The 18,591-nt window shown below is 59.4% G+C and carries 15 protein-coding genes; 5 read left to right on the forward strand and 10 right to left on the reverse strand.

Translation table 11 applies throughout. The features are described from left to right. Positions 1-55: 55 nt before the first annotated feature. From MDG893_RS19030 to MDG893_RS19060, 7 genes are all read right to left on the reverse strand, one after another. Positions 56-2,047, reverse strand: a complete 1,992-nt coding sequence (locus MDG893_RS19030; protein ID WP_007155469.1) for an acetoacetate--CoA ligase — start codon at positions 2,045-2,047, stop codon at positions 56-58. A 16-nt stretch (positions 2,048-2,063) separates the two neighbouring features. After that, positions 2,064-2,843 (reverse strand): 3-hydroxybutyrate dehydrogenase, encoded by a 780-nt coding sequence (locus MDG893_RS19035; RefSeq protein WP_007155470.1) that lies wholly within the window; start codon positions 2,841-2,843, stop codon positions 2,064-2,066. A gap of 12 nt (positions 2,844-2,855) precedes the next feature. Next, on the reverse strand, positions 2,856-4,220 hold the full coding sequence (locus tag MDG893_RS19040) for a TRAP transporter large permease (RefSeq protein ID WP_007155471.1): 1,365 nt from the start codon (positions 4,218-4,220) through the stop codon (positions 2,856-2,858). Beyond that, complete coding sequence (locus MDG893_RS19045; protein ID WP_007155472.1) at positions 4,220-4,858, reverse strand: TRAP transporter small permease subunit; 639 nt, start codon at positions 4,856-4,858, stop codon at positions 4,220-4,222. Before MDG893_RS19045 ends, MDG893_RS19040 begins: the two co-directional genes overlap by 1 nt. Positions 4,859-4,975: 117 nt before the next feature. Further along, on the reverse strand, positions 4,976-6,028 hold the full coding sequence (locus MDG893_RS19050; RefSeq protein WP_007155473.1) for a TRAP transporter substrate-binding protein: 1,053 nt from the start codon (positions 6,026-6,028) through the stop codon (positions 4,976-4,978). A 326-nt stretch (positions 6,029-6,354) separates the two neighbouring features. Beyond that, on the reverse strand, positions 6,355-7,800 hold the full coding sequence (locus MDG893_RS19055) for a sigma-54 interaction domain-containing protein (protein WP_007155474.1): 1,446 nt from the start codon (positions 7,798-7,800) through the stop codon (positions 6,355-6,357). Between the two features lie 114 nt (positions 7,801-7,914). Continuing rightward, positions 7,915-10,026, reverse strand: coding sequence for a 3-hydroxybutyrate oligomer hydrolase family protein (locus tag MDG893_RS19060; protein ID WP_040474801.1), 2,112 nt, complete (start codon positions 10,024-10,026; stop codon positions 7,915-7,917). 345 nt (positions 10,027-10,371) lie between these two features. Here MDG893_RS19060 and MDG893_RS19065 point away from each other — a divergent pair, with 345 nt between their 5' ends. Further along, complete coding sequence (locus MDG893_RS19065) at positions 10,372-11,259, forward strand: alpha/beta hydrolase (RefSeq protein ID WP_007155476.1); 888 nt, start codon at positions 10,372-10,374, stop codon at positions 11,257-11,259. Here the strand turns inward: MDG893_RS19065 and MDG893_RS19070 are convergent, their stop codons facing one another. Next, positions 11,260-11,619, reverse strand: coding sequence for a DUF6164 family protein (locus MDG893_RS19070; RefSeq protein ID WP_007155477.1), 360 nt, complete (start codon positions 11,617-11,619; stop codon positions 11,260-11,262). Positions 11,620-11,718: 99 nt separating this feature from the next. On the opposite strand from MDG893_RS19070, the gene MDG893_RS19075 reads away from it, so the two are divergent. From MDG893_RS19075 to MDG893_RS19090, 4 genes are read left to right on the forward strand one after another with little or no spacing between them, the layout of a single operon-like run. Next, the gene (locus tag MDG893_RS19075; protein ID WP_007155478.1) at positions 11,719-13,125 is read left to right on the forward strand and encodes a DUF2868 domain-containing protein; all 1,407 of its coding nucleotides are present in this window, start codon (positions 11,719-11,721) and stop codon (positions 13,123-13,125) included. After that, positions 13,122-14,552 (forward strand): GTPase/DUF3482 domain-containing protein, encoded by a 1,431-nt coding sequence (locus MDG893_RS19080; protein ID WP_007155479.1) that lies wholly within the window; start codon positions 13,122-13,124, stop codon positions 14,550-14,552. Before MDG893_RS19075 ends, MDG893_RS19080 begins: the two co-directional genes overlap by 4 nt. A gap of 50 nt (positions 14,553-14,602) precedes the next feature. Continuing rightward, positions 14,603-14,998 carry an ectoine synthase gene (locus MDG893_RS19085; protein WP_007155480.1) on the forward strand — a complete coding sequence of 132 codons (396 nt, stop codon included), beginning with the start codon at positions 14,603-14,605 and terminating at the stop codon, positions 14,996-14,998. Between the two features lie 11 nt (positions 14,999-15,009). Further along, positions 15,010-16,212 carry an MFS transporter gene (locus MDG893_RS19090; RefSeq protein ID WP_007155481.1) on the forward strand — a complete coding sequence of 401 codons (1,203 nt, stop codon included), beginning with the start codon at positions 15,010-15,012 and terminating at the stop codon, positions 16,210-16,212. 139 nt (positions 16,213-16,351) lie between these two features. Here MDG893_RS19090 and MDG893_RS19095 read toward each other — a convergent pair whose 3' ends face one another. Both MDG893_RS19095 and MDG893_RS19100 read right to left on the reverse strand, forming a co-directional pair. Then, complete coding sequence (locus MDG893_RS19095) at positions 16,352-17,527, reverse strand: type III PLP-dependent enzyme (protein ID WP_007155482.1); 1,176 nt, start codon at positions 17,525-17,527, stop codon at positions 16,352-16,354. 152 nt (positions 17,528-17,679) lie between these two features. Then, positions 17,680-18,498, reverse strand: coding sequence for an ATP-grasp domain-containing protein (locus MDG893_RS19100; protein WP_007155483.1), 819 nt, complete (start codon positions 18,496-18,498; stop codon positions 17,680-17,682). Between the last annotated feature and the right edge of the window lie 93 nt (positions 18,499-18,591).

An 18,591-nucleotide genomic window follows, 5' to 3' on the forward strand; every position in this document is an offset into this window, starting at 1 on the left:
CTCCAGCGCTCGGCATACTCCGTGAGTGCCCGCCCTAATGAACCCAGCGACGAGTTCACCCTTCCGGCAATAACCCCGCCTCTTCCAGGCATTCCCGAATCCGGTCCAACGCCTCCGGATTGCCAAGGGCATCCCGGTTGTCGGCTTTGTTGGAACCGTTGATCAGGCGCGCCACCGCCAGCTCCACTTTCTTACCGCTGCGCGTGTAGGGAATATCCGGCACCTGGATGATGTGTTTCGGTACGTGGCGCGGGCTTGCGCCCTGGCGGATGCGGGTTTTGAGGTTTTTCTGAAGGTCGTCGGTGAGGGCCTGGCCCTCTGCCGGGACCACCAGCAAGACCACTTCCACGTCACCTTCGATCTGACGACCAACAACCAGGCTGTCTTTGACTTCCGCCACGGTTTCTACCTGGCGGTAGATCTCAGCGGTACCGATTCTCACACCGCCCGGGTTAAGGGTGGCGTCTGAACGGCCGTAGATGACAGCGCCGCCGTGTTCGGTGAATTCGATGAAGTCGCCGTGGGCCCAGACATCCGGGAAGGTGTTGAAGTAGGCGTCTTTATAGCGCTCGTTGCCGGGGTCGTCCCAGAAGGCGACGGGCATGGAAGGCAGCGGCTGCCGGCAGACGAGTTCGCCTCGGCCGCCACTGACGGGCTGGCCGTCGTCGCCGTAGGCCACGGCGTCAACGCCGAGGAAGCGGCACTGGATTTCGCCACGGCGCACCGGTAACAGCGGTGTGGAGCCCACAAAGCAGCCGCAGATGTCGGTGCCGCCGGCGATGGAGCCCAGCAATACGTCGGGGGCACCATCGCTGTAGATCCAGTCGTAGTCTTCCGGCAGCAGGGGTGAGCCGGTGGAGAAGACGACTCTCAAGGCCGTCAGGTCCAAGTTTTTTGCGGGCGTCAGTTCAGCTTTGCGGCAACCGGCGATGAACCGGGCGCTGGTGCCGTAATGGGTGACTTTCTCGTCGGCCACCACCTGCCATAGATAGTTCAGGTCCGGGTAGCCAGGAGAGCCGTCGACCGTGATAACGGCGGCGCCCGTCAGCAGGGCAGATGCCTGCCAGTTCCACATCATCCAGCCGCAGGTGGTGAAGTACAGGAAACGGTCGTCGGGGCCGACATCGCCGTGGAGCATCAACTCCTTGGCGTGGTTGACCAGCAGGCCAGCGTTGCCATGCACGATGCACTTGGGTTTGCCGGTGGTACCGGAGGAATAGAGGATGTACACCGGGTGCTCGGGGGGCAGCGGTGTGAAGGAGGGCGCCTGGCCCTGTCCCTCGGCAAGGGCCTCGTCCCAGTGGGTGACCTTGTCGCCAGCGACGGCGGGTTCGCCTGGCAGCTGTTCGATGCTGACAACGCAGCGCAGGCTGGGCAGGCCGTCAATCAGGCCGGCGAAGTCATCCTGGCGGTTGAAGACCTTGCCGCCGTAGCCGTAGCCGTTGACCACGATCAGCGCTGCCGGCTCAATCTGGCCGAAGCGATCAAGGATGGCGCCCACGCCGAAATCCGGTGACGCGGAACTCCAGACGGCACCCAGGCTGGTCGCCGCCAACATACCCACAAGGGCTTCGTAGCCATTGGTGACCACACCGGCCACGCGGTCACCCTGTCGAATCCCTTTTTTGCGCAGGAAGGCTTCCAGGGCGCCGGTGTCCGCTTTCAATTCAGCGTAGGTGCGGCGCAGTACCGGGCGGGTTTCGCAGTAGGCCACAACCGCTTCGCGCTCGGCGTGGTCGCCTTCCGCCAACCGCAGCAGGTTGGCCGCAAAGTTGAGTTTCATACCGGGGAACCACTCCGCGCCGGGCATATCACGTTTGCCCAGAACGGCATCAGCTGGCGTGTCGCATACCAGGCCACAGTAGTCCCATACCTTTTGCCAGAAGGTCTCTAGGTTCTCAATGGACCACCGGTGGAGGGCGTGGTAATCGGCAAACGGGCCGAAACCCTGTTGCTCCAGCCAACCCTGGAACTGGCCCATCAAGCAGTGTTTCAGTGTGTCCTGCGAAGGAGACCAGACCACTGGTGATTGTTCTGTGTTGCTCATCCGTCTCTCCTGTTGCTTACTGCATATGCCAGCCGTGACTGACCACAATGGATTGGCCAGTCAGTGCCGCCGAGGGGAAGGCCGCCAGGTGCACTGCCAGCTCGGCGACGTCTTCCAGGGTGGTGAATTTGCCATCGACGGTATTCTTCAGCATAACCTTACTGATGACGTCTTCCTCGGAAATACCCAGCTCCTTGGCCTGCTCCGGGATCTGCTTGTCCACCAACGGCGTTCTGACGAAGCCGGGGCAAATGATATTGCTGCGCACACCGTGCTCGGCACCTTCTTTCGCGACCGCCCGGCACAGGCCCAGCATGCCATGTTTCGCCGCCACGTAGGGCGCCTTGAGCGGTGATGCTTCCAGGGAATGGACCGAGCCCATATACAACATAGTGCCGCCCCCGCTGGCGTACATCTGTTTGAGGGCCGCTCGCGTTACGAGAAACGCCCCGTCCAGATGAACGTTCATCACTTTGCGCCAGTCGGCAAAAGCCAGTTTATGCAACGGATCAATATGCTGGATACCGGCGTTGGCCAGGGCTACGTCGAGGCCACCCCATTTTTCCACGATGGCAGCCACGCCTCGGTCAACCGCCTCTTCGTCGGTCACATCCATGGCCAGCGCCATGGCCGTGCCGCCTGCCTTTTCGATGGCCTCAACGGCCTCCTGAGCGCTTTCCAGGGTAAGGTCGGCCACCGCCACCCGGGCGCCCTCACGGCCATAGTGTTCGGCAATGGCCCGGCCGATTCCGCGCCCCGCCCCGGTGATCAGGGCTATCCGGTTTTCTAGACGCATGTTTCTCTCTCCTTAGTCGTAAGCCACGCTGGGCAGCCAGGTCGCGATTTCGGGCACCAGGAAGACAATCGCCAGAGCCACCAGCTGAATAATGATGAAGGGTATGACGCCCTTGTAGATGTCCATTACGTCGATTTCCGGCGGTGCCACACCCTTTATGTAGAACAGTGCAAAGCCTACGGGTGGTGTCAGGAACGACGTCTGCAGGCACATGGCGAAGAGGATGGTGAACCACACCAGGTCAAAGCCCAATTGCTGGACCACAGGCGCCACCAGCGGCAGGATAATCAAGGTGATTTCGACCCAGTCCAGGAAGAAGCCGAGCAGGAACACCGCGAACAGAATGGTCAACACCACGCCGTAGGGCCCGAAAGGCAGTCCCAACAGGGCGTCTTCTATCACCTGATCGCCACCCAGCCCTCGCAGTACCACTGAAAATGCCGTTGCGCCCAGGAAAATGGCAAAAATGAACGCTGACGTGCGGGTGGTTTGCTGCAGTGACGAGTTGAGAACCTTCAGGTTCAGACGTCCCGACATCAGTGCCAGTAGCAGGGCACCAAGCGCACCAACACCGGAAGCCTCCGTGGGTGTTGCTATGCCGGCGAAAATGGAACCCAGCACACCCAGGATCAGTGCGGCCGTGGGCACCACGGCTTTCGCCACTTCCCAGACAATAGCCCAGGATACTTTTTGCGTGCCCTCAGGCACCGGCGCAATATGCGGCTGAAGCAGGGGGCGGATCATTGCATAGGCGACGTACATGGCGCCCAGAAGCAGGCCGGGAAGGAATGCCCCCATGAACAGATCGCCCACGGATGCTTCCGGGACCGCCAGCCTATCCGCCATCAGCACCAGCATGATGGACGGTGGGATCAGGATGCCCAGGGTGCCGGTGGCACAGGCGGTGCCGACGGCAAATCCCTTGTCGTATTTGTTCTCCATCATGACCGGCAGGGACAGCATACCCAGAAGTACCACTGACGCACCAATAATTCCGGTAGTTGCGGCCAGGAGTACGCCGATCACAATCACCGTCACGGCGTAACCACCACGAACGGCACCAAACAGCTTTACCATGCTGTTCATCAATCGCTCGGCGACGCCGGACTGATCCAGCATGATGCCCATGAAGATAAACATCGGCAGCGCCACCAGGGTCTCGCTGTTAACAATACTCCAGATTCGCTCCGGCACGAGACCCATTGATGAGGAGTAATCAAACCAGAGGTTGGCACCAAAATTCTCGACCGCAACAACACCGACCACCGTCCAGATAACCGCCGTGCCACCCAGCACCCAGGCCACCGGATAACCGGTCATCAACAATGCCCCAAACGTCAGGAACATGCCGATTACAAACAGGGTTTCAAGCTCCATCAGGACGCATCCTCTTTCTTGTCATTCCCGGACTCGACCCGGATTGGCTTTGGAAAACCGAACAGCAGTGCCGTCACTTTCAGCAGGCGGGATAGTGCCGCTAAGGTGATGAGGATAAATGACAGCGCCAGAATACCTTTCAGGAACCAACGATGTGGCAACCCGGCCGGTGCCTGACTGGTTTCGCCCTGTTGCCAGGAACTGAAGGCGTAGGGAACCATCTCGTAAACCGCCAGCCCCAGGAAGGGCAGCAGCAGGAACAACAGGCCAAGCAGTTCAACCCAGCCCTGGCCTCGCAACGACAGGCGCTCATGGATAACGTCCACCCGGACGTGGTCATCCACCACCAGGGTGTAGCCCAGCCCCAGCAACCAGCCGATGCCCGCCAGGTGCCACTGAACTTCCTCGAGCGTGACCGAGCCCTGGCCAAACACGTAGCGGCCAACCACCGCCCAGATAATGACGCCAGTGACCACAACCCAGAGCCAGGACGCCCCCTTGCCGATTGCCGAAATTACACGGTCCATCCACTGACTGACGCGGGTTGTCGGCAACTCCGTGTGGTGATGGAGAAATTCGTCGGCGCCAGACACCGATGCCCGCACGTTCTGCGGTGAGCCTTTACCAGACACCGTCATACAACAGTTCCTCACTCAGAAAGCCGATTGTGAAACAAGGATGGCCCCGAAGGGCCATCCTGACTTGATCAGAGAATACCGACTCACTGGCCGGTATCTCGGGGTCGGCCCCAGACCTTACAGGTCTGCCGGAACATAGGCGCGGGTGTCCCACACTTTGTAGGATTCCATGAACTCCTGCTGGCTTTCATAGACGCGCTTGAAGTCGGCATCCTTGGAGGCTTCTTCTTCGAGCACTTCTTGGGTTACGTCCTTCAGCTTGAGCAGAACGTCGCGGGGGATCTGGTCGGCCTGAACGCCCTTGTCCTGGAACTCGGCCAGAACCTTGCCGTTCTTGTACTCGCCTTCTGCAAGACCACGAGTGGTCGCTGCTGTGCAGGAAGCCTCAACCAGCGCCTTCTGGGCGTCAGTCGCACGAGCCCACTCATCCTTGTTGATCAGCATATACTGAGCCGTGAACTGCTGGTGCCAGCCCGGGAACAGGTTGTACTTGACCACCTGATTGAAGCCGAGGATCTGGTCGATGGCGGGCATGGAGAATTCGGTGGCATCAATGGTGCCTTTCTCCAGCGCCTGATAGAGCTCGCCGCCGGGCATCATGGTGACGGACGCGCCAAGCTTCTCCAGAACCTTGCCACCCAGACCGGCGAAGCGGATCTTCAGGCCTTTGTAGTCTTCCAGTGTTTTGATGGGGGTGGAATACCAACCCGCTGTTTCAGGCCCAATGATGCCGCACAGTTGCGCGTGTACATCGAAGCCCTTATTGGCATAGGCTTCCTGCAGCATTTCATGCCCACCACCGAAGTAATACCAGCCGATATAGGCAGGTGGCTTCATGCCAAACGGAACAGCTGCAAACAAGGGAATCGCTGGTACCTTGCCTTGATCGTAACCAATCCAGGTGTAGCCGGCGGATACCTTGCCATCGGAAACCGACTGCAGAATATCGAACGGGGGAACCAGCTTGCCGGGCTCGTATACGCGAACCTGGATGCTGCCATCGGAAGCGGTGGTGAGGTTTTCGGCGACCCAGGCGGCAGGTGACCCCAGGCCAGGCAGGTTAGTAGCGAAGGCGACCGGCATTTTCCAGCGCAGGTCATCTGCGAACGCCGATCCGGTAGTCAGGGCGATCGCACCGGCGATACCGGTAAGTGCCTTGAAGAGTTTCATTGGCAAGTCTCCTAGCATTGTTGTTGTATTCGGCCAAACAGGAACGTTCCCGACGGGCCTTATCTGAGTGTAGTCAGACATCGCAGGAAACGAGACAGACAAGATGTGTTTTGGGTCCAACGATAGCGCCAGTCTTGTTTTCTGCGTTGTTCTGACGTCCTGCATCCGGGATATAGCAGGCTCTGTGCCAAAAAGATTATTTTGTTATTTATCAAAAAGATAAAAACAATGTCAGGCGTTGCTCAAGATAGGCAGTCCGGAAAACCGGACGCATACAGACATCCGTCGTAGGGGTTTGTACGGATAACAGGACAGGCGTCCTGATTTCAGGACATCTTGGCGAGTTTTTCGTAAAGTACCGACCGTGAGATACCCAGCAGTTTGGCTGCCCGGGTACGGTTACCACGACTGGCGACCAGCGCTTCTTCAATCGCCTGGGCTTCGGCGTCGGCCAGTGTTTTGGCTAGCGGGCGTACGGGCTGAGGCACCAACGATGAAGCTGGCCGGTTACCACTGCGGGGTAACACCTTGAAAATGGCGTCCGCATCCAACAAGCCACCATCTTCACCCATGGTCAGGGCGCGCTCCAGCACATTACGCAGCTCACGGATATTACCGGGCCAGTCGTAACCTCCCAAAGCCGCCACACCAGCGTCGGTAATTTCCCCCCGCATCTCCAGGCCGTCACAGATTTCACCCAGCAGGGCCTCACAGAGTACGCCCAGATCGGCCAGGCGGTCCCGCAGCGGAGGAATAGGGATTTCCAGCACGTTCAGCCGATAGTACAAGTCCGACCGGAACTCACCTTCGGCAATCATCGCTTCCAGGTTGCGACTGGTCGCGGCAATGACTCGCACATCCACTGAGGCCACCTTATTGGACCCCAGGGGTTCAATTTCACCTTCCTGCAGCGCCCGCAGCAGTTTTGCCTGCAGTGGCAGTGGCATATCCCCGACTTCATCCAGAAACAGGGTGCCACCGTTGGCCAGTTGGAATTTGCCTTCCCGGGTGCGGCGATCCGCCCCGGTGTAGGCTCCGGGTGCCACGCCGAAAAATTCAGCTTCCAGCAGATTATCTGGAATCGCAGCCACGTTCACGCCCACAAACGGCTTGTCGGCACGGGTTGAAACGGAATGAATGGCCTGCGCCAGCACCTCCTTGCCGGTGCCGGTTTCACCCAGCAACAGCACCGGCATGTCGCGGCCGGCCGCCAACCGGGCCCGGCGTTTGACCTCCAGCGCTGCGGGGCTGGCACCCACAAAGTCAGCGAGGTTGTAGCGAGTGCCACGCGCCTTCTTCGCCAGCGCCTTGCGGGCAGCGGCCAGATCCTGATGCAGGCGACGGTACTTGGCCACCAACGGCGTCAGCGGTTGCAGGTCGTCATACAGCACAAACGCCACCGCCCCCATGATGCGCCCTTCGTCGTCATAAAACGGCAGCCGGGTCACCACCAGCTGTTGCTTGCTGTGCTCCATGATGTCGAGCAGCAGGGGTTTACCGGTTTCTACCACTTCCGGCATGCGACTCTGGGGAATCACCTGGCGGACAGGTTTACCGATGACGGCCCTGGGGTCTTCCAACCCGAGCAGATGGGCATAACTGTTGTTGATCCAGGTAATACGGCTTTGGTGATCAACCGCAATCGCGCCGGCACTGGCTTCCTCAAACATGGGAAACAGTGCCTCGATCAGATCCCTGGTCAGGCCACTCTTGTTATTCTCGGTAAACAGCTCTGTCATGTACCCTGTACCACCGGGTTGGATGTTATTCATGGCAATATCCAGAGCACCCGGCAAGCCGGGTGCAGAGACGGAAGTATATGGCGCCCCCGGAACAGGGGCAAACAATGCCGGCCCGGAATCTGACCGGGCCGGTCGACGGGCTTTTCAGTCTGGAATCTGCACCTGATCGTCCGCGAACACGATGCGGTCGCCGGCATCCGGGGTGGGATCGATCGGGGTCAGGTTGGCAGCAGACAACGGTGTGGCGATATCGCCACGCGGTACCGTTCTGACCACCTGACTGGGCGGCAAGGCCTGCTTGTCGGCAAGGTTCGCCCACACCAGATCCAGGGCCTGGAAGAAGTAGTGATGCAGCGGCACATACCGGTCCGCAATACCCGGGAAGCCGTTGAGGACATCCAGGTGATGGGCATTGAGAATCTCGTAATACCTCAACTTGCTGTTGCTGCCCTCAACCCGCTGGTTCAGCCCGAAATAGGGCCGCGAGGTGTGGTTGATGGGCAGTATGGCGTCGGCGCGACCGGTCACAAAGACCGTTGGCTTGCCCCGCAGGTTGCCAGACGCGCGAATTTGCTCAACTCCATCAGCAATACGCTCTGACCATTCCGCGGCATCACCCGACAGCGGGCTTCCGGTCACGGCATCGGTGCCCAAGGCAAGGCTTCTCAGACACAGCAGAGCGTCCAGACCGTAATCCTGCTGACTGGTGCTGGGCGATGCACTGGCACCCAGATTGGTGGGCTGACCTTCGGCACCGTCGTACACCAGATTCACCCCGGCGCTGGGGGGAATACCGTTACTCGCGGAGAACAGCGCTGCTTCCTGCGCCGCAGTGATCGTCGTGACCGCTCCGCCAGCCCCCGTAGCCGCCAGGCTGATATCACACAACCGGTCATCAACACCGGCCTGACCGTAGGCGTTGGCATAGGTGGTGGAGATGCTCTGGGCAACCGCCAGCCCGAAATGAACTGGTGCCAGCAGGTTCTGCTCCGGCTGGATACCCACTTCCTGTTCCAGGATGCGCAGCGCATCGGAGGCGCGGTCGTCGGTGGTAGCGCCTGTCACCAGGCCCTTGTTGGCCAGTGAGTTACAGATGTTCTCCGCAATCGTGAAGTTGTTGAATGTGGCGTTCAGTGGCGCCACATCACGCACTTCCGGTGCAATGTTCGCGCAACCCTGATACACCGCCAGCGCCGTGGTGTAATCCAGCAGGCTGCGGCTGTGTTCGGCCAGTTCGGGGCCACTGCCCTGACGGATGGTAAAGCTGGTATCCACCTGCGGATTGACGTTGGGCTCCGACACCGCCACGCCGTCGATCAGCCCCTTATCGTCAAGTTCGGCGGCACGGACCGAGGCCCCACCGCCGTTGGAAACACTGGACGCAATCACCAGGGTATCCTTCGGCTTCACCTTGATCACTTTGCGACCATTACCGGTTTCCTGCCCGAATTCCTCGTTCAGCACATAGAAGCCGAACTCAATCGACTGCAGTACATGCCGCCCCCAGTCAGCCTCGGGGTTGGCCTTGGAGTGAGCGTGCTTGTAAGCGAAACGGTCCGGCCAGGCGGCATCAAAATCGGCCCGCGCCTGGGCATCCAGATCGGCCCGGAACTGCACCGGCCCATCGGCCTGGGTAAGAGTACCGTCGATACGCTGGGCAGAGTTGGTGGCCAGGTTGTGGGAACCGGTTCCCGTGCCCTTGTCGGTGTAGACCACGGCGCAGCCTTTCTTCAGGCCCCATTCGCCGGCGGTACCGATCGCGCCGTATATGCCGCGGGAGCCAGACGAGGGCGCCGTTACCATACAGGCCTGCTTGGGGTCGAAACTGGACGGTACCTGGACCATCACGGTCACCGGCACATCACTCCCATTAACCGTCATGTAGGCCAGGTATTCATTGCCCGCAATAAGCCCCTCACCACTGCTATCGACCTGGGGACCGAAGAATTCGCCGTAACCACCTCCGGGCACGGTGTCCACAAGCGCCCGATAGTTGTTGTAGATGGCCAGCGTCCGGAGTTCTTCAGGCGTGGGATTGATCGGATCATCGAAGGCCGGTGCGGTTGCACTGGCCAGGCCGCTGGCACCAAGGCCACCGGTCAGGAGATCATTGGTGACGCCGTCATACTGGGTGGAATGGACATCGCCCTGGATGAATCCCGGGAGTTGGTTGAAGGGTTTCTTGCTGCTGTCATTGCAGGCGGTACCCGTCAGAGCCACCGCACCAATCAGCGTGTACTGAAGTAGCGTTTTCATACGTTGTTCCCTGTTGTTTTTGTTAGCCATGAGAACCCGGCGCACATGAGCGAGGCCAGGTACCATGACTGGGGCCATGCGTATCCTGTGCCAATACAGCAGAACGTTGATTTTCATTGTTTTTTCTGGAAATAGCTCTAATCCTCAAGCACCGTTTCCGGATTTCCGGACGGTGAACAGAGGAGGAAGTGGGAAGAAATGCCCTGTGCAGGCCGCTTTGCGACATTGTCCTGAAGTCAGGACAGTGTCCCGTTTTCAGGACAACGCCTAAGCACAGCACGATGCATCCATGGTCATATTCCAGACGTATGAGTCTTCGTTTCCGCCCGGATGAACGGAGAGTCCATGCACGTCAACCGCCTGCTGGCATTGGCCGCCAGCACATTGCTATCTGCCTGCGCCTCACACCTGAACGCACCATCGGAAACGGTGTCGATACCCGATACCGACTTTCGCACCACAACCGGCATCACCTATTCCCCGGACAACTGGCCTCAGGAGCTCCAGGCGGATCTTTATCTGCCAGACAGCCCCGCCCCCGCACCTGCGGTACTCCTGGTGCATGGTGGTGGTTGGGAACGGCGTTCGCGGGAAGACATGACATGGATCGCAGAACACCTGGCCAGCCGGGGCTTTGCCGTGATGAACATTGATTACCGATTCGCGCCGGAGCATACCTTCCCGGCGCAACTCTACGATCTTCAGATAGCCATAAACTGGCTTCATGCCAGGGCGGGGGCCTACAACCTGGACCGGACTGCGATCAGTGCGTTTGGCTTTTCTTCTGGCGCTCACCTGGTCAGCTTGTTAGCCGTGATTGCGGAAAGCCAACACCCGTTGAACCAACCACACGGAGGCGCCGATGCCCGGCCAGAGGCTGTTGTTGCCGGTGGCTTGCCGGCCGACCTGCGTACCTTCGGATCCGGAAAACTGATCCGGCAGTTCCTGGGCGGTGATCAGCAGGACATTCCGGGTGTTTATGAGGCCGCCTCGCCGATCACCCACGTTACCGCCGGCACGCCTCCGTTTTTCCTGTTCCATGGCGCCCAGGATATGCTGGTGCCTGCAGACCAGGCGCGGGATTTTCGGGTACGCCTTGCGGAGCATCACGTTGAGAGTGAACTCTATCTGATGCACCTGCGAGGCCACATCACCAGCTTCCTGACCGCTGGCAATGCCGTTGAGAAAGCCACAGACTTCCTGATCCGCCACTCGGGCATGCAGCCGGAGTGACTAAAGCGTTACAAACGGAGCAACCGTTAACGCCAGGATGACAGCGATGGCCAGGCACGCTGCCAGGGTCGTCACCGGCCTACGACGAAGCCGGTGCCAGAATCCGCCGACCCGGCCTGCCGCCAGATCCTCCTCATAAGCGTCTCGCTGACGCCGCAGGCGCTCCTGCTGGTAGGCTTGCAGCAATGCCCTGGCACGCTGGGCCTCCTCGTTGTCGTGGACCCAGAATCCACCCATGCTGATACCCCAGCGACTGGGAGGCGTCTCGTAGTAGGACACATTGTGCGTCTCGAACAGCTCGCGTATTTCGTCCGCTTCGTCATCGGGGACGTGACGAAGGTTCATGAGGTGGTTGGTCATGGTAGGTCCGACACCGGTTTATGGGATACCCTTATTACCCTAGACCCTTATCCTAGCATTCCGCGGCGGCTCTCACCGCCCAGTTGATCAGGATACTCAATGCCAGACAGCGCCATTCGACGATTACTGGAGTTCGACAATCAGGTTCAGCGCGACCGCGACCAGAACCCGGTGTTCCTGCACCGGCGGGATCGCCGTTTTGCCCTGGACTGCCACAAGCAGGGTGTCAACCCGGATCCGGATCGGTGGCTTGAACATGTCAGACGCCTTTCCAATCGTGCATCGACTAACGACCCGCTGAAACCCTGGCGACGGATGACCACCGGTTTTGCCCTGGCAGGGCTCGTTGCCGGAACGCTGGCCATGCTGGGACTGCTGTTCTACGACGGTGGCCAGCAAATCAATCTGACGGTGATCCTGGCCTTTGTGCTTCTCCAGTGCATCCTCGCCGTGGTTACCACTGCCCAGGCCGTCGCCGGCTGGCAGCCCTGGCGCTGGCTGTTAAGAAAGTTGTTGGCCTCACGTCCCTCCAGCGCCCTGCAAACCCTGCAGCCGCTGTTAATGGCCCGTGCCGCCCATGCCGGCGGACTGGTGTTTGGCATCGCTGGACTGATAACCCTTTTGGTACTGGTGGTAATCCAGGATCTCGCTTTTGGCTGGAGTACCACCCTGAATACCGGGACCGACAGCTACTACCGCTTGTTGGCCACCATCGCCACGCCCTGGCAGCATCTTTGGCCAGCGGCCATGCCGGAGCGCGAACTGGTGGATGCCACCCGGTTCTTCCGCAGCGAGTCGTCCACCAATACCGATCCGGCCCTCTGGGGGAGTTGGTGGCCGTTCGTGACCATGACCTGGATAACCTATGTCGTCCTACCCCGGCTCGCTCTGCTGATGCTGACGATCGTTCACACCCAACTACGTGCCCGCAAGGCACTCCAGGCCCATCATGGCTGGATCGCCCTCCAGTACCGCATGGAAACGCCCACTGTGGATACGGGCAATCGTCACAATGACGCCGCCGACCAGCCGGATACGACAACGTCTGCAAGATTGCAGCCTCTCCCCAAGGCCCAGGCCATTATTCGCTGGGCGGAAGCCGGCAAGCCCGCGCTGCCGCGCGCCATCATCGCAGGAGACCAGGAGCTCCTCGCCGCCGGCGGTAGCGCCTCACTCGAGCACGACCATCACATCGTCAAGCAGGCAAACCAACAACTGACCCGTGCCCTCACTCCAGCGGCGATCATCATCACCCGCAGTTGGGAACCACCCACCGGCGAGCTTGCGGATTTTCTACAACAGGCCCGCGATGCATGGCCAAAGCACACCACCATTGCGCTGGTACCGATGGCGCCTCAACCGGACCAGTCACCACCCGACCATCAACTCAGCCAGTGGCTGCGGTTTGCTGAACGCACGGGGGATGAGAGGATGGTGGTCAGCACGCCGATGACGACACCCCCGGATATCCTGATGCACCGCGCACTGCAGGACGAGGACGAATGATGAAAGCCCCCGTGTTTGCCGTGGTCGGTCACCCCAACAAGGGCAAATCCAGCATTGTGGCCACCCTGTCCCAGAACGACGCCATTGCCATCGCGCTGGAGCCTGGGACCACCCGTAAGCATCAGGCGTATCCGTTAGCCGTCGATGGCAAGACACTGTACACACTGGTGGATACGCCGGGGTTTCAACGCCCCCGACGTGTGCTGGAGTGGTTGGAAGCCCACAGCGTATCGGCTTCGGACCGGGCCGAAACCGTCGAGGCCTTTGTGGTACAACATCGCCAGGACAACGGCTTTGTCGATGAATGCGAGCTCTTGCAACCGCTCACTGAAGGCGCCGGCATCATATACGTAGTTGACGGTTCCGTACCCTACAGCACCCAGCATGAAGCGGAGATGACCATCCTGCGCTGGACCGGCCGGCCAAGCCTCGCCTTGATCAACAGCATTGGTGAGGACGACTACAGCGACACCTGGGCCAGGGCGCTCGGCCAGTTTTTCCAGGTTGTCCGGACCTTTGATGCCGTTCGCGCTCCCTTCGAGCATCACCTCAGCCTGCTGAGGGCCTTTGGACAACTTGAGCCGGACTGGGAACAGCCCCTGGAAAACGCGACGGCGTTTCTTTCGGCACAGAGACGGCAACGCCGCACCCAAGCGGCCACTCTCATCGCCCGTAGCCTGGAAGACATGATGTCGCTCCGCGAAAAACGGACACTAACCACGCTCCAGACCAGCGAAATCTCCGATCACGACCTGGCCACACAGTTACGCAAAAGCTGGTATGACAGACAGAGAAAACGGGAGCAGCACCTTCGAATTGCCATTGAGAAGCTCTACGAGCACCACCGTGTGCGACGACAGGAAGCGGAACTGGAGTGGCACAGTGAACACGACCTGTTCAGCGAAGACAGCCACAAAGCCTGGGGGGTAAACCGTCGCTACCTGGCCACCGCAGGCTTCGGGGCAGGCGCGGTGAGCGGTGCCGGGGTGGATGCGTTGACCCTGGGCCATTCACTGGGCGCCGGGGCTTTGGTAGGCGGGCTGATCGGTGCCGCCGGCAGTTATTTTTACGGCGATCGCCTGGCATTGCCGGTGCTCAACACCGGTGTATTGAAAAACGGGCTCAGGACAGCCACCTTTGGGCCTGTACAAGACAGCCAATTCGGCTATGTTGTATTAGGAAGGGCCGTTAATCACTGGTGGCATATCAGCCACCGGAACCATGCCGGCCGGGAACTGCTTGATCTAGAACCTGCCGATGACCATTGGCTTGAGCAACTCGACCGCAGGCAACGCCAGACCATCCATCAGGCCTTTGAACGTTGCCGGAAAAAACGCGGCCTGGATGACAAAATGAGAAAGGCCTTTGTTGCCGCCATCGAGCAGTCGCTGGACGCCTACGACGATTGGCGGTTGAACCGAACCTGACGGGGATGTTTATACTAGAAGGCTGCTCCATCACACAGCGAGGGATAAGTATGAAAATTGTACGAGTTCAGGACATTATCGGTTCCGAGCGCGAAGTATCAGGGCCGGGCTGGACCAGCCGCCGTATGCTGCTGAAAAAAGACGGCATGGGCTTTTCATTCCACGAAACCATCATCCCTGCGGGCGCCGAGCTGAACCTGTGGTACAAGCACCACCTCGAAGCCGTTTATTGCGTTGCTGGCAACGGCAGCATCTACGACAAGGCCACCGGTGAAACCCACGAGATTTCCGACGGAACATTGTACGCTCTGGACAAGAACGACCCGCACACCCTGCGTGGTGGTACCGAAGACATGCGACTGATCTGTGCCTTCAACCCCCCCGTCACTGGCCGTGAAGTTCACGACGAAGACGGCGCTTACCTCCCGGACACCGGCGACAACTAAGCCCGGCCCCCGTGGCTGACGTTTCAGGCACGACAACACCGCCACCGGCAGCCAAGCTGCTCCCGGTGGCGGTGTTGCTTTGGCTGGCCGGTGTTTACCTGCGCATACCGGTCCTGGTTGCGCCACCCCTGGCGCCCTTCATCAGCGACGAGCTCAGCCTGTCTCAGGCCCTGACTGGCGCGCTCACTACTCTCCCTATACTGATGCTGGCCGTCGGTTCCATGCCTGGGTCCCTGGCCATCGCACGACTGGGCCCACGCAATACCCTGGCACTGGCCATGGTTATTATGGTCATCGGTTCCGCCGGGCGCGGGCTATCACCCGATACCATCACGCTCATGCTGGCGAGTGCCGTCATGGGCCTGGGTGTGGCCATGATGCAGCCTTCCCTGCCGGCACTGCTGCCGCGCTGGCTCGAACCCAAACATCTGGCCATCGGCTCCGCCATCTACATGAACGGCATGCTGATGGGCGAATTCATCGGCGCCGGCATCACCCTCCCGGTACTGATGCCACTGATGGACGACAGCTGGCGCGCCACCCTGCTGGCCTGGTCACTGCCCGCGTTGCTGGTCGCTGCCGCTCTGTTCCTGCCCCAAAGAGAAATGGCCCGGCCGGTGAAAAAGCCCGCCTGGCTGCCTGACTGGAAAAACCCGCTGACACTCCGAATTGGCCTACTACTGGGCCTGTCCGGGTCTCTGTTCTTCGGTCTGAATGCCTATATGGGCAATATCCTGGAACAGCAGGGTAACTTCGACATGCTCGCGGACGCCTTGTTCTGGTACAACTTCGCCCAGGTAATCGCCTCCCTGGTCATGTTGAAAATGGCTAGGTATTGGGTAGGCCTCAAAGGCCCCATCATGGTGATGGCAACCTGCAGCACTCTGGGTACGGTGGGAACGGTCGTGTTCACCGGCTGGTGGTCAATAGCCAGCGCAACGTTTATGAGCTTCACGGCCGGTATTCTGCTGATCCTGCTGGTGGCTTTACCTCCTGTACTGGTGGAATCAAGAGAAACCGGGCGACTCTCGGCAGGAAACTTCCTGGTTGGTTACACAGTGGCGTTTTCTGTTCCCATGATCGGTGGGTTACTGGCCGATTGGGGCAACGACGCCCGATACGCCATTATCTTTATCATCGCCTATTGCGTTCTGGTTCTTCCCCTGACTTTTACCCTGGACCTGAAACGACAAAAGGGCCAACCCGAAAGTTGACCCTCTGTCTGGTGTCATTGATCTATGTTGTGCCGGGCCGCGTGGTGGGGGTATTTTTTCCTTGGAAATGGAACTCGCTTCGCTCAAACACCCATTTCTGGCGGAAAATATACCCCCACCCCACGTCCTTACCGCTGGCTTAGATGTAATAGTCCTTCAACGGAGGGAATCCGTTGAATTCTATTGCACTGTACGTCGTGGTGTAGGCACCGGTGGACAGCCAGTACATGCGGTCGCCGATGGCCAGATTCAGCGGCAACGGGTACTTGTGGTGCTCGTACATGATGTCGGCGCTGTCGCAGGTTGGGCCTGCAATTACACAGTCCTCGCCTTCGCCGGATTTCTCTGTAAAGATCGGGAACTTGATGGATTCATCAAGCGTTTCGATCAAGCCACCAAATTTGCCAACATCGGTGAATACCCAACGGTGTAGCGCAGTACGCGATTTACGTGAAATCAGCACCACTTCACTGACCAGAACACCTGCGTTGGAAATCAACGAGCGGCCCGGTTCGATAATAATCTCCGGCAAATCATCGCCAAAATCCTCATCCAGGAAACGCTTGATCTCTTCCGCGTAGGTTTTCAGGTCATTAGTACGGGTGATGTAGTTGGCCGGGAAGCCGCCGCCCATGTTGATCATCTTCAGTTCGATGCCGTCTTCTTCCTTAAGACGCTCGAAGATCACCTTTACTTTGCCCAGGGCCGCATCCCACGCGCCGATTTCACGCTGCTGGGAACCCACGTGGAAAGACACGCCGTAAGGCACCAGACCCAGGTCGCGGGCCAGAATCAACAGGTCCATGGCCATATCGGTCTGGCAGCCAAACTTGCGTGACAGAGGCCAGTCAGCGGTCAGGGTGCCTTCGGTCAGGATACGAACATACACTTTCGAGCCCGGCGCCGCCTTGGCGATGTTGCGCAGGTCCGCTTCCGAATCCGTCGCGTACAGGCGAACGCCTCGCTCGTAGAAGGTGCGGATGTCCTTGGCCTTCTTGATGGTGTTGCCGTAACTGATGCGGTCACCCGTCACACCCAGCCCCATGACCTTGTCGAGTTCGTACACCGACGCAATATCAAAGCTGGCACCCTTGTCCCTCAGCATGGTCAGAACCTGCGGGGCCGGGTTGGCCTTCACCGCGTAGTAGACATTGGCATAAGGGAAGCCTTCCACCAGTTCGTCGTACTGACGGTTGATGGTCGCGGTATCAATCACCACGCAGGGCGTGTCCTTGGTATCGGCAAAAGCCTTGATACGGGCGAAGGTCTCTGCGTCGTAATAATCAGCGATGATGGCGTTGGCGGACTCGGTCATGGATAAGGTTTCCCTCCAAAGGGCAAACAGATAGTTCAAACAACATAGGCACCGATCCGGTACCCGTCAATCGCGCGATCATCGGTTCTTTTCCGGGGGCAGGATATGAGCATATCTACCCATAACCGACACCGGGTACATCCGCCTTTACCTCACACCGCAACCGGCCACAAAGGCGCCGGCCCAGTGGGGCCGTTGGGATCTTCGGGCTCAGCCTGGCGCTGCAGAAAATCCAGAATTGCGGTTTTCAGATCACTGCCCTGACCCAGCCCCTGATTGCCAAATAGGCGATTGAACTCGAGCACGTAGGGGTAACCCTCCACCAGGGCAATATCAAACCCCGCGTGATCCACTTCCAGCTCCCGCGCAAGGCGCAGTGCCAGGTCGGTTACCACGGTGGGTACCGGCCCCCGGTCAATGCGCCCACCCTGCGACACGTTGTTGTAAAACCCCTGGTCCGCCTGGGTTCGCCAGTAGGCAGACACCACCCGATCCCCGACAATCACCACCCGCACGTCCCGATCTATCGGCAGGTATTCCTGAGCGTAGAGAACGTTGGTCCGCTCACAATAACGCTGCCAGTCGGCTTTGCTCTCGATCAGCCACACACCCTCGCCCATGCTGGCCTTGGGCAGCTTGGCCACGAAGGGCACGACCATGGCATCCCATACCGCCTGCTGTTCCTCCGGGCCGTTGGCGTCAATCAGCGTCCACGGGGTGTGCTCAGGTGCGACCGCCTGGAAAGCCCGAGTCATTTCCACCTTGTCGTGGCCGATGCGGTAGCTGGCAACACTGGGGAAAACGCGGCATTTCAGGCCGTGTACGAGGGCATTCAGCTGCCAGTATTCCGGGAACAGTACCCAGTCTGCGTCTTTAAGCAGTTCTTTGTGAGCCAGGAACTGTTCGGGCTTGAGGGTTTTAGTGTCTGGGAAGCCGAGGGTGCGGAATATATCGAAGGAGACCAGTTTCATTTGGGTTGGGTGCGTGGTTGGGTTGGTCGCATTTTATACAGGTTTGGGTTGGGTGCAATGTTTATTCTTTGCTTTGGCTTTGAGTTGGACTGG

It is taken from the genome of Marinobacter algicola DG893, assembly GCF_000170835.1.
GTDB lineage: Bacteria > Pseudomonadota > Gammaproteobacteria > Pseudomonadales > Oleiphilaceae > Marinobacter > Marinobacter algicola.